We start from the raw sequence: 11,718 nt of genomic DNA on the forward strand, positions 1-11,718 counted from the left end.
CAGGTATTTCAATTTAGCACATTTATCGAATTGCTAAGTCCTCTCGGTTCGGGCCAACACCTACATAGGCAATGGTCGTTCCAACCAAGTCTTCAATTGTTTTAATGTATTTTTTTGCATTCTCTGGTAAATCTTCCAGTCGTCGGATACCAGTAGTATCACTGAGCCAACCAGGAAGGGTGATGTAAACCGGTTCAACCCGCTCTAAATCTTCCGTATTGGGGAAATCTTTGATCAATTCGCCATCGAGTTTATAATCAACACAGATTTTAATCTCCGGCAGATCATCGAGCTTATCAATTTTACATAGGGCCAATTCATCAAAGCCATTGATGGCATGGGTATATTTCAGCACCGGAATATCAATCCAGCCCAGGCGACGGGAGCGACCGGTTCGGGCCCCAAACTCATCATCCGGTTTTTCACCGGTACCGCGGAGGATATCAATGGTGCCACCAAATTCTTCAGTCGGAAAGGGACCGGCGCCGACGGCACTGGAAAAGGCCTTAGCTACGCCAATAACCTTGTCAATTTTCTTGGCTGGAAAGCCACCACTGACGGCTGCATAAGCCGCAATCGGGTTGGACGAGGTAACATAGGGGAAGATCCCCAGATCAATGTCCTTCATGGCGCCTAACTGGCCTTCAAACAGAATATTTTTATCGGCATCAATCATGTCATGCAAAAATCCAACCGGATTGACAATCATGTGACCAAAAGTTTTAGCCCAGGCTTCGCATTTGGCAAACAAGGCTTCAACCGTATAGGGTTCTATTTTATAGGAAGCCATTTGATCGTTAACCACCGGGACAATGGTTTCCAGTTTCTTTTTGGCATTATCAAGATTCAGTAAATCTTCAAAGCGCAAACTTTTTCGCATTGCTTTATAAGCATAGGCCTGACCGATGCCCCGCTTGGTGGTACCAATACCACCACTGGCTTCCATCAGTTCGTCCAGTTTTTGGTGATAGGGCATGAGAATATGTGCTTTGGCCGAAATTTTAAGTCCGTCCAGGCTGACCTTTGCTTCGATAATCTGTTGCATTTCTTCAAGCAAGACATCCGGATTAACCACCACCCCGGTTCCGATTAAACATTGGCAGTCTTTATTAAACACACCGCAGGGAATTAAATGAAGTTTGAACACACCGTAATCATTAATAACCGTATGACCAGCGTTATCGCCCCCCTGAAACCGAACAATTAAATCAGACTGTTTGGCGAAATAATCCACCATTTTGCCTTTGCCTTCATCGCCCCACTGGGCGCCAACTAATACAGAAATCGACATCTATTCTCATTCCTTCCATCAACCTCAGACCATAAGTACAGCTGTCCACCTGGAATGACTTCCATTTGTTTTGCGCACCTTGATCGAACACCACTGATTAAGCATTTTAATGATTATCTATTTTACTATTTATGGGATCATTTTTTCCCACAGTATTATAACATAAAGCCATGGTATTTGTTCCACAATTTTTTCAGTTTTTTTGATGATATTGTTTACATTTTTATATTTCGCTTTTTTCAGCTGACAAACACTTAAAATAATCCGCTTATCTTAAAGCTTAACACGTAAAAAGCTTCATAACAAGAGTTTATCTCATCAGGAAGCTTGATCATATTTTTATATTAACGACTACGTTATTTTTTATCATAGGTTTTGATAATCTGTTCCGCTACCTTTCGGGGGGATGTTCGCATATCCATGGCCTTTTTTTGAATGTAGCGGTGCGCCTGATCTTCGGTCATATCGAGATGACCCATCAAAAACAGTTTACCCCGATAGACAACCCCGAGATCGTCAATTTTAGCTTTCAAGGCCTGGTTCTGACTTTGCAGCTTCTGGATTTTTTCCCGGGACTGGCAGACAAAGCGAACATTCTGAACCAGCAGTTGTCGGTTGAGCGGTTTGGGGACGACAAAAGCCGCTGTATCGGTCAGTTTTTCTTCGACATGATCGACCAGTTCGCTTTTGACGATCAAAATCACCCCGACCATGAATTTTTCCAGAATATCAACGGCAAAATCAACCCCGAACTCATCCCCTAAGGGGGTGTTCACGATCACCAGATCATATTCAATTTCCTGCAGTCTGCGTCGACCTTCGGCGGCTGAATTGGCCGAATCGATCAGTTGAAAATTCATCGGCCGAAGAATATCAGCCAGGCCACGAATTACGTCATCTTGCTTACATACTAATAATACGCTGCTCATCCCCTTCACCTCCTGCCGGTTTGGTTTTTTTCAGATTAATAAGTTAAGAGGTAGCGTTCAATTTCCCAGGGATGAACGGTTTTAATATAATCCATCCATTCAGCGGTTTTTAGCTCAATGTATTTAGCCGCCAGGTTTTCTCCCAGCACATTTTTAATTAATGGATCGGCATCCATCTCCGTCAGGGCTTCCATTAAGGTGATCGGCAGCTCCTGAATGTTTTTAATGGCCAGCGGGTCTCTGGTTATTTCCTCTTCGTCGAGTTTTAACTCATCCATCAAGACCAGCTGTTTATCGATTCCTTCCAGACCAGCCGCCAGAATAATGGCAAAGGTCAAGTACGGATTACAGGTGGGATCCGGCCCCCGCAGTTCAAACCGATAATACTCATCTGCCTCCAGCGGAATCCGGATCAGTGGGGAGCGGTTACCAAAGCCCCAGCCAATATGACGGGGCGCTTCTTTACCGCCGGTCAACCGTTTATAGCTGTTGACCAGAGGATTGGCAATGGCCGTCATCCCTTTAACATGCGCCAGCACGCCAGCCATAAAGTATTTGGCTTCGGTACTCAGAACGCCATCCCGGTTTTCAAAAATATCCTGGCCATTTTTTAAAAGCGACACATGGATGTGCATTCCGCTGCCGGGTTCTTCCATCAGTGGTTTCGGTAAAAATGAGGCGTGAACCCCATTGCGCTGAGCGACCGTTTTGACCACCGTTTTAAAAGTCATGATTTTATCGGCGGCCGACAAAGCGTCATCGTGCTTAAAGTCAATTTCATGCTGGCCCCGGCCAGCTTCGTGGCGGGAGCTTTCAATTTCAAAACCCATATCTTCCAGGGTCAGGCAAATTTCCCGGCGGGTGTTTTCCCCCCGATCATAGGGCGCCAGATCAAAATAACCGGCCTGGTCGGTGGGAATGGTGGTCGGATCGCCGTTCTCATCCTGCTTGAAGAGATAAAACTCGCATTCAGCGCTGGTATTGAACTGATAGCCCAGATCTCGGGCCCGTTTAATGGTCTCTTTTAAAATATAGCGACTGTCCGCCTCAAAAATGTCCCCATTGGGATAACGGATATCACAGAGAATTCTGGCTACCTTCCCCTGTTGTGGCCGCCAGGGCAGCAGTTGCATGGTGCTGATATCCGGATGCAGAATCAAATCCGTATACCGGGACTCTGAAAAACCCACTACCAACGAGGCATCAAAGGGAATCCCATTAGCCAGGGCCCGTTCGATTTGCATCGCCGTTATCGCAATATTACGATTTTGCCCAAAGAGATCGCAAAACTGAAGCCGAATAAATTTCACATCATTCGCTTCAATAAATTTCATCGCTTCAATTATATTTTTTGCTAAGCTCATTCTAAAACCTCCAAATTATTTTAAAAACCCGATTGCTTCCATATCATTATTTATATATTAACCTATTTTCCTGCGGCTTCTTTAGATCAAACCGCCCCACGATTGGGCATTTGCGTTGTTTTCTGTATTTTTACCCACTTGTCCCCTGAATCCACAGGTTTTCTGCCATCGACCAACAAACAAAAAAAGAACATGCTAAATGATCCCCTCTGCCATAAAAATTTCAGGAGGATCGAACGCCTTTGTTCTTTGCACACTTCTTATTCTATTTTTGTATACAATGTACTTCAGTGAGTGGTTCTCTCATTAAACCATATTTTCTCTACGGTTTCAATTTTTTTTTGCTTTATTTTCACTGACAAGGTTTACAGGTTACTGCCAAAAGCCCACCAACCTGCTGTCAATAGGCTTTTGGCAAACTTCCGGTCATTGCTTACTGAACCGGACCTTTTTCCATTTGGGCCAGAACAATTTGTCGCATCATTTCCATCGATCCGGCAAATTCTTCCAGACTTAAACCGGGCACTCGTTCCGCCACCAGACGATAGCCAGCTTCGAAGTCTTCAGCAGCATTTAAAGCCATCATCAGATCTGGATCACCCAATAAAGCATCCAGCACCTTAATGTGCTTTTCTTCATCCATTTTAAACTCGATACTCATTTTAAATTTCCTTTCCTTTTAAATCATCAGCCTGTGCCGCCAAAAATAGCCGACACTTCTCTTTGCTATCATGTATTATTTAGCTCTATTATATAGTAGGCCTTTGCTTTTGTAAATCATTCCTGAAGTCTTTCCAAGTTGATAACCATTACATGTAATTTTTTGCAAATTTTTCTTTACAAGCGTTCATCCATCGTCTATAATAAGCTTAAATTAAATAGTAGTAACTGCCACGAGAGTGACGATAGCAATGGTGCTTTGAGAGTGTAAGAACACTTTCTAAGGCGCTTTTTTTTTAATCACTTTTTGCTGGGGCAGTTCTTAACCTTTTCAGATCCACCCCCTGAAAAGCAATCCCCTGTCAAAACGAAGTGAGTTAATTAACTCCCGACCTTCGATTTGATTTTAATCAGCTTTTATTGTAACATATCTGACAATGGTGACAGTTATGTTATAATTATACAAATTATATTTTAGGAGGACACGCTCGTGCCAAATAATGAAAATGTATCTGATCTTTTCGGATCAAAGGTTTTTAATGCTGGAGTGATGCGCAAGCGCTTACCAAAGCACATTTACGCTTCTCTGTTAAAAACAATGAAAGAGGATTTACCTCTGGAAGAAAACGTTGCTGAAGTCGTGGCAAATGCCATGAAAGATTGGGCGCTAGAACTAGGTGCCACTCATTATACCCATTGGTTCCAACCAATGACTGGTATCACTGCTGAAAAGCATGATGCATTTATCAACCCCACTGAAGATGGCAAGGTGATTATGGAATTCTCCGGTAAAGAACTGATCAAGGGCGAGCCGGATGCCTCATCCTTCCCTTCCGGCGGATTACGGGCCACCTTTGAAGCCCGTGGTTATACCGCCTGGGATCCCACCTCTTATGCCTTTATTAAGGGAACCACCCTTTATATCCCGACTATTTTCTGTTCTTACTCCGGAGAAGTGCTTGATAAAAAAACACCGCTGTTACGCTCCATGGAAACCCTCAATGAAAATGCCAAACGAATCCTAAAGCTGTTCGGTAAAGATGTCAAGAAGGTAACCACCACCATCGGTGCAGAACAGGAATACTTCCTGGTTGAACGGGACATGTTCAAACAACGTAAAGATTTAATCCTGACTGGCCGGACTTTGTTTGGTGCCAAACCACCAAAAGGTCAAGAAATGGAAACACACTACTTTGGCCGTATCCGTGGCCGTGTTGCCAACTATATGGCAGAGCTGGATCGTGAATTATGGAGCTTGGGGATTGCTTCCAAAACCCGTCATAACGAAGTTGCGCCAGCCCAGCATGAACTGGCCCCAATTTTCACCAACACCAATGTCGCCACCGATAATAATCAACTCATTATGGAGTTCATGCAACGGGTTGCCTACCGTCATGATCTGGCCTGTTTATTACACGAAAAACCATTTGATGGGGTTAACGGTTCCGGTAAACACAATAACTTCTCGATGTCAACCGATACTGGTGAAAACTTGTTAAACCCTGGCGATAATCCATCAGAAAATAAACAATTCCTAGTTTTCCTTTGTGCCACAATCGAAGCGGTCTATAAATACAGCGAAATGTTGCGGATCTCTGTGGCAACTGCCGGTAATGACCATCGTCTAGGGGCCAATGAAGCACCACCAGCGATTGTTTCAGTTTTCCTGGGCGAGCAGTTAACTGCCGTGTTAAAATCCATCGAAACAGGCGAACCCGTAACTGAAGCCAAAGACCTGGTCATGCAGCTTGGCGTTAAGAGCTTACCAAAATTCATTATCGATGCTACCGACCGAAACCGAACCTCTCCTTTTGCCTTTACTGGTAATAAGTTTGAGTTTAGAATGCTTGGTTCAAACCAATCCATCGCCGGTCCAAACATCACCTTAAATACCATTGTTGCTGATGTCCTTTCTGATTATGCTGACATTCTGGAAAAAGCCGATGATTTTGATGCTGCTGTTGATGCGCTACTTCAAAAATCAGTTAAAGAAAATAAGAATGTTGTCTTTAATGGCAATAACTACTCGGATGAATGGGTTGAGGAAGCTGCCCGCCGTGGTCTGCCAAACTTAAAAACAACCCCCGAAGCCCTGGCCGAATTTACTTCCGAAAAAAATGTGGCCTTATTCGGACGACATAATATTTTCACTCCTGCCGAAATGGATTCTCGTCAGACAATCCTGCTGGAAGAATACATCAAAACCATCAACATCGAAGCTTTAACCATGCTGAGCCTGGCTAAACGGGAAATTTCCCCAGCCATTGTTACCTATACCAAAGAAGTGGTTGATACCCTTACCGCTAAAAAAGCCATTGGTTCCATCGATTTAAGTGCAGAAACCGCCTTGGCTGAAAAATTGTCCACTCTTTTTGGTACCTTTATCACAGCTATCGACACCCTGGAAACAACGCTGGCAGCCGCCGAAGAATGCGAAGGGGAACAGGCTGAAGCCAATTACTTCTGTGCTGAAGTAATCCCTGCGATGGGCGCTCTGCGCACCGCTGCTGATTCGTTAGAAGAAATTGTCGCCGAAAAATACTGGCCATTCCCAACCTACGAAGATATTTTATTCTACGTATAATTTAATTCCCAATAATAAAAGTAATCGGGGCTGGGGGGGTATACCCCTCCCCCCAATTATCCATTCATGTTAGACGATAAGGAGGTTCAATATGAAAAAGCTTGAAATAGTCATTAAACCTGAACGATTGGAAGATTTAAAAGAAATCTTAAACACCTGTGATGTTCAGGGCATGATGATTACCAATATCATGGGTTATGGAAACCAGAAGGGTTATCAGAAATCCTATCGTGGGACTGCCTACACCGTTAACTTTCTACCTAAAATTAAAGTAGAAACGGTAACTGATGCTGAAACCGCCGGGATTATCATTAAGATCATCAAAGACCGACTCGCAGCAGATGACGAAATCGGCGGCGGAAAGATTTTTGTCTACGATGTTGCCGATGTTGTCCGGATCCGTACCGGTGATCACGGCGTTGATGCAATATAAGATGAATAGAGAAGCGAAACAAAACTATCAAAGGAGATAGGTTTTAATGAACTATTAAAGCTGTCTTCTTTTTTTATACCGCATTAGATTATTTTGCTTCCATTTGCATGATTATATTTGTGTTTTTCAATTCAAGTAAGAGAGGTTATTATTATGGAATTATTAGCATTACAACAATACATCGATATTGTCTGGGTGTTTTTGGCAGCAGTCCTGGTCTTCTTTATGCAGGCAGGCTTTGCCATGGTCGAAACCGGCTTTACCCGGGCTAAAAATGCCGGGAACATCATCATGAAGAACTTTGTCGATTTTATGATCGGCTCCATCTTATTTTTCTGTTTTGGTTTTGCTTTTATGTTTGGTCCGGACGTCGGTGGACTCATCGGCATGGGTGGTTTCTTCAACCCCGAAAATCTGACCAATGTTTCGGCTTTTGAGGCGGTTACTCCAGAACTGTTTATCTTTTTCCAGACGGTCTTTTGTGCCACTGCCGCCACCATTGTATCCGGGGCAGTCGCCGGACGAACGAAATTCTCGGTTTACTGTATAATCTCCGCTTTTGTCAGCCTGATTATTTATCCGGTCGTTGGTCACTGGGCCTGGGGCGGCGGATTCCTCAGCTCCATGGGATTTGTTGACTTCGCCGGTTCAACCGTTGTTCACTCGGTAGGTGGCTGGACGGCGCTGATGGGTGCCATCATTGTCGGGCCCCGAATTGGTAAATATAACAAAGACGGCAAAGCCAATGCCATACCCGGTCACAGTTTAACCCTGGGTGCCCTGGGCGTCTTTATTCTCTGGTTTGCCTGGTTTGGATTTAACTGTGGTAGCACCCTGGCAGTCAACCTGGATATTGGCCATATCGCCATGACCACCAATCTGGCCGCTGCTGCCGGTGGAATCACTGTTATGGCACTAACCTGGGCCCGTTATAAAAAACCGGATATCTCCATGACCCTTAATGGTGTGCTGGGTGGTCTAGTTGCCATTACCGCCGGTTGTCTGGTTGTAACCCTCTGGGGCGCGATTGTCATTGGCGTCATCGCCGGTGTGATTATCACCTTTGGGATTCCGTTCATTGATCAGAAGCTTAAAATCGATGATCCGGTTGGGGCTGTTGGCGTTCACTGTATGAACGGTGTAGCTGGTACCTTGCTGGTTGGTTTATTTGCCAACTACCTGCCAGGCACAGAAGATGCCATTCTGGGATTATTATATGGCGGTGGAATCGATCTGTTAATTGTTCAGGCTATCGGTGTCGTGTCGGTTGCTGCCTGGACCTTAGGCACTTCCTTCCTGCTGTTCTATGGCCTTAAGAAAACAGTTGGCCTCCGGGTTGAAAAAGTCGTTGAAATTGAAGGCCTCGACGTTCACGAACACGGTATTGAAGCGTACTCTGACTTTGTCAGCCGGATGAACTAAGACTCCATTTCGCTCTTCATCCCACAAAATCACATCAATCACCCGGCAGATAATGGAACACCCCCCTTGTTCCATTATTTGACGGATCTGATTAAGTCTTATTAAAACCCCATGTTGTGACAAAAGCCCGAGAAGTAAAAACTTCCCGGGCTTTCTTTTTAACTCAATGTTTTGTATGTGCCTTTAAAATTCAGCAAAAGCCTTGCCAAACTCAACACAACGGCGGCGCCCGGCTTTATCGGGTTCCCCCAGGATGGTCAGACCATGATCAAATAGAAGGGCTCCCAAATCTTTCACCTGGTTCTCCCAGATCTGCATCCACTCCCCTGCACCCCATCCGTGGGAGCCAAACAGAGCGACCTTTTTTCCCTTGAGATGACCGGATATAGCTTTAAAAAACGGTTCAAACTCACTTTTCTCCAGAGCTTCCCCTTCCATTGCCGGGCACCCCAGGGCAATTTTATAATAGCTGTCAATCGTATTAATATCAAAGTCAACCACGTTGACTAAAATCGCTTTTGCACCAGCTTCGTCAATACCATTGGAAATTTTTTCAGCCATAATCTCCGTGCTTTCTTTATAACTCCAATAGATCACACCAATTTTATCTACCAGTTCCATTTCTGCTTCTCCTTCTTATGAAAATTTACGTTGTCTAATTATATACCCCAAAACCCGATGATTATTCTTCACGTTTTAATCCGGAGTTTATTTTTTTTAATTCCTGGGCCAAGATCTCAACGCAGACTTGCAGATGGTCTTCCAACAAGGCCTTGTTGTGCCGCAACCCTTCCCGATAATAGGCCCGGGTTTTTTCCTGGATGGCAAATTTGCCCAGCAGTCCCACCACCGGGATAGCCAATAATACCGCTCCGGCAATCGAAGTTCCAATTTTGTCGCTTTTTTTTATCTGAAAGTGAGTAATCTCGGGAATCCTCAGCTGGTCGGTCGCTTCTACCAGGGCATTGCCGCAAAACTGGTGGCTAAAGACAGCGTAGAATTCAAAGGCTTCATTAAAAAGCGCATCCGATTCCCGGCCAATCTCCTCAACTATTTCCTGGGCGTAGCGATCAAAAAAATCATTACGGCTGATTTCTTTTTTTCCGGAGGTCGGGTTTAAAAAACTGACCTGCTTCTGGACCACTTCCTGACAATCTTTAAACCAACTATTTATTTTCTCCTGGCCGATGGTTGCCAATATCTGCGGCATTTTACCGGAAATGGAATCGAGCAGATTGACCTTGATCCGATGGATGATTTTTTCTTTGCCAAAGGCCTGGGTGGTCTTGCCGCTGAGCAATTTTTTGGCGTGGCTGGATACCTCGACAATATCCTGATTCCGTACCCCCGTTTTGGTTGTAATCGCTACGCGCATCGCGGTAATCGCAGTTTCCACATTCATCACATCACAATGAGTCAGTACCACCAGCACCGGGTTGCCCTCTTTTCCCAGGGCCCTGATCATGTCCAGATCAAAGTCTTCCACCCGGGCAGCTTTGGCGGACAGACAATAGATAATGGTATGGAACCACTCCCGGATTTCCCGGACATTATGCTGCTCCAGCACCTCCTGAATCAGGGCTTTCCAACTTTCTGATTTGTCCGCTTCCAGGCCCCAGGAGTCGTAAAGATGAAGAACCAGCTGGGGACTCAGCGAAATCGTTTCGGTAAAAATCCCCATCCCGGTAACCGGCCGACCAGCCCCAGTCTTCATCACTTCAGCGCCAAAAATATAATTACACAGCGACGTTTTCCCGACCCCGGTTTTTCCCAAAATCAGGACATTGGTTTCGCATTGCTTAACCACGCTGGGACACCTTAAACCATTCGGTCATTAAGGTGGCAATATTTTCGCCGTTGAAATAGTCCATCCACTCAATGTCTCTACCTTCTTCAAACACGGCAGTCGCGCAGTTAAAACAGATTTGAGATATGGCATAGCCCATGGCGGCTGTAAAGCTGGATGCCACCACCGCATTAACTGTGGTGCCAATGGCAGTGCCAACCCCGGGAATCAGCTTAAATAGACTGCTGCTAAGGGTTTGGGCCAACAATCGGCCGGATTCCGAAACCACTACTGAGCCCACCAGTGACGACAGGTTGCTCAGCTTCTGTTCCAATCCGTAGATTTTGATGATGTGCAGCGACATCTTAATCTGGATCGGCACCAGCAGCGCCGCATCCGAAAAAGGGATTGGCGTTAAGGCCACCCCTGCTGCCCCACTGGTATAGAGGGGAATAATCTTGTGATTGATCAGTCTTTTTTTAGCCGCCAGATTTCCTTTGAGGGCACTGATAAACCCTTCCCGCAAGGACTCATCGAGATGATCAATGGCCCAACCAATCAGTTCCTCCCATTGCAGATAATCCTGCAAGGCGGCAATCACGTCCGGATCAGCGGATGCACTGGTCCGAAAAAAATCCACCTGGCAATACGCTCTGATGGCCGCTTCCATCGCCTCGAGTTCTTTGGCATCGAGGCTGTCAATTTGAGTCAATACCACTGCCACCGGTAGCTTCTTAGCTTTAAGCATCTGGATTACATCGATATCCATATCGGTAACCCGTTTATTTCCGGCCGAAATACAATACCAGACCTCGTGGATCTGGTTATTCAGTTCCTGATTGCCCTCTTCTTTTTTTACTGAGTTAATGGCTGCGTTGCGAAACGCATTGACCCAGCCTTCCACATTGGCCTGGTATTGGGAAATTTTCTCGGTTCCGATTTCATAGCCTTCGGTGTCATAAAGCACTACCCCGGCATCCTCCCGTTGGTACCGGGTAATCCCCCGGGTCACTGGAACGCCATGGCCAATTTGGGCCAGATTCTCACTAAACACATAATTCACCACCGAACTTTTTCCGGCACCGGTAGCGCCGCAAATTAGAATGTTTGGTTTTTTGATCCCGGCACTGATTTCGCCAAGGGTTTTATTAAAATCAAAATCATCGGGTCGATAGTCTTTCATTGGCTCCCTCTTTCTTTGTTTCTGCCTGGTCGTTCATAACCAGGCGGCCAGTTTCTAAAATTATAC

The 11,718-nt window shown here is 45.2% G+C and carries 10 protein-coding genes; 3 read left to right on the forward strand and 7 right to left on the reverse strand.

Annotated features, from left to right (window positions below; translation table 11 throughout):
* Positions 1-22: 22 nt before the first annotated feature.
* From BI182_RS02710 to BI182_RS02725, 4 genes are all read right to left on the reverse strand, one after another.
* Positions 23-1,291: an adenylosuccinate synthase gene (locus BI182_RS02710; RefSeq protein WP_250934368.1), complete on the reverse strand. Its 1,269-nt coding sequence runs from the start codon at positions 1,289-1,291 to the stop codon at positions 23-25.
* A 356-nt stretch (positions 1,292-1,647) separates the two neighbouring features.
* The gene (locus BI182_RS02715; RefSeq protein WP_026393392.1) at positions 1,648-2,220 is read right to left on the reverse strand and encodes an ANTAR domain-containing response regulator; all 573 of its coding nucleotides are present in this window, start codon (positions 2,218-2,220) and stop codon (positions 1,648-1,650) included.
* A gap of 35 nt (positions 2,221-2,255) precedes the next feature.
* Positions 2,256-3,584: a type I glutamate--ammonia ligase gene (gene glnA / locus BI182_RS02720; protein WP_070371662.1), complete on the reverse strand. Its 1,329-nt coding sequence runs from the start codon at positions 3,582-3,584 to the stop codon at positions 2,256-2,258.
* A 433-nt stretch (positions 3,585-4,017) separates the two neighbouring features.
* On the reverse strand, positions 4,018-4,245 hold the full coding sequence (locus tag BI182_RS02725) for a hypothetical protein (RefSeq protein WP_070371663.1): 228 nt from the start codon (positions 4,243-4,245) through the stop codon (positions 4,018-4,020).
* A 549-nt stretch (positions 4,246-4,794) separates the two neighbouring features.
* Here BI182_RS02725 and BI182_RS02730 point away from each other — a divergent pair.
* From BI182_RS02730 to BI182_RS02740, 3 genes are all read left to right on the forward strand, one after another.
* On the forward strand, positions 4,795-6,828 hold the full coding sequence (locus tag BI182_RS02730) for a glutamine synthetase III family protein (protein ID WP_502691628.1): 2,034 nt from the start codon (positions 4,795-4,797) through the stop codon (positions 6,826-6,828).
* Positions 6,829-6,919: 91 nt separating this feature from the next.
* Positions 6,920-7,261, forward strand: a complete 342-nt coding sequence (locus tag BI182_RS02735) for a P-II family nitrogen regulator (protein ID WP_070371664.1) — start codon at positions 6,920-6,922, stop codon at positions 7,259-7,261.
* A 153-nt stretch (positions 7,262-7,414) separates the two neighbouring features.
* Positions 7,415-8,683, forward strand: a complete 1,269-nt coding sequence (locus BI182_RS02740) for an ammonium transporter (RefSeq protein ID WP_070371665.1) — start codon at positions 7,415-7,417, stop codon at positions 8,681-8,683.
* Positions 8,684-8,866: 183 nt separating this feature from the next.
* Here BI182_RS02740 and BI182_RS02745 read toward each other — a convergent pair whose 3' ends face one another.
* The 3 genes from BI182_RS02745 to BI182_RS02755 all read right to left on the reverse strand — a co-directional run bounded on the left by BI182_RS02745 (position 8,867) and on the right by BI182_RS02755 (position 11,652).
* The gene (locus tag BI182_RS02745) at positions 8,867-9,304 is read right to left on the reverse strand and encodes a flavodoxin domain-containing protein (protein ID WP_070371666.1); all 438 of its coding nucleotides are present in this window, start codon (positions 9,302-9,304) and stop codon (positions 8,867-8,869) included.
* A 61-nt stretch (positions 9,305-9,365) separates the two neighbouring features.
* Positions 9,366-10,490, reverse strand: a complete 1,125-nt coding sequence (locus tag BI182_RS02750) for a GTPase (protein ID WP_286805368.1) — start codon at positions 10,488-10,490, stop codon at positions 9,366-9,368.
* Complete coding sequence (locus BI182_RS02755) at positions 10,483-11,652, reverse strand: YcjF family protein (RefSeq protein ID WP_286805370.1); 1,170 nt, start codon at positions 11,650-11,652, stop codon at positions 10,483-10,485. Before BI182_RS02755 ends, BI182_RS02750 begins: the two co-directional genes overlap by 8 nt.
* Positions 11,653-11,718 lie beyond the last annotated feature (66 nt).

Source organism: Acetobacterium sp. MES1, assembly GCF_002237635.1.
In the GTDB taxonomy this organism is placed as follows: Bacteria; Bacillota; Clostridia; order Eubacteriales; family Eubacteriaceae; genus Acetobacterium; species Acetobacterium wieringae.

Excerpts from the sequence above, each read along its gene's own strand:
- BI182_RS02710 (WP_250934368.1), bottom strand. The coding sequence starts at position 1,291 with ATGTCGATTTCTGTATTAGTTGGCGCCCAGTGGGGCGATGAAGGCAAA.
- BI182_RS02755 (WP_286805370.1), bottom strand. The coding sequence starts at position 11,652 with ATGAAAGACTATCGACCCGATGATTTTGATTTTAATAAAACCCTTGGC.
- BI182_RS02725 (WP_070371663.1), bottom strand. The coding sequence starts at position 4,245 with ATGAGTATCGAGTTTAAAATGGATGAAGAAAAGCACATTAAGGTGCTG.
- BI182_RS02740 (WP_070371665.1), top strand. The coding sequence starts at position 7,415 with ATGGAATTATTAGCATTACAACAATACATCGATATTGTCTGGGTGTTT.
- BI182_RS02735 (WP_070371664.1), top strand. The coding sequence starts at position 6,920 with ATGAAAAAGCTTGAAATAGTCATTAAACCTGAACGATTGGAAGATTTA.
- BI182_RS02745 (WP_070371666.1), bottom strand. The coding sequence starts at position 9,304 with ATGGAACTGGTAGATAAAATTGGTGTGATCTATTGGAGTTATAAAGAA.
- BI182_RS02730 (WP_502691628.1), top strand. The coding sequence starts at position 4,795 with ATGCGCAAGCGCTTACCAAAGCACATTTACGCTTCTCTGTTAAAAACA.
- glnA (WP_070371662.1), bottom strand. The coding sequence starts at position 3,584 with ATGAGCTTAGCAAAAAATATAATTGAAGCGATGAAATTTATTGAAGCG.
- BI182_RS02715 (WP_026393392.1), bottom strand. The coding sequence starts at position 2,220 with ATGAGCAGCGTATTATTAGTATGTAAGCAAGATGACGTAATTCGTGGC.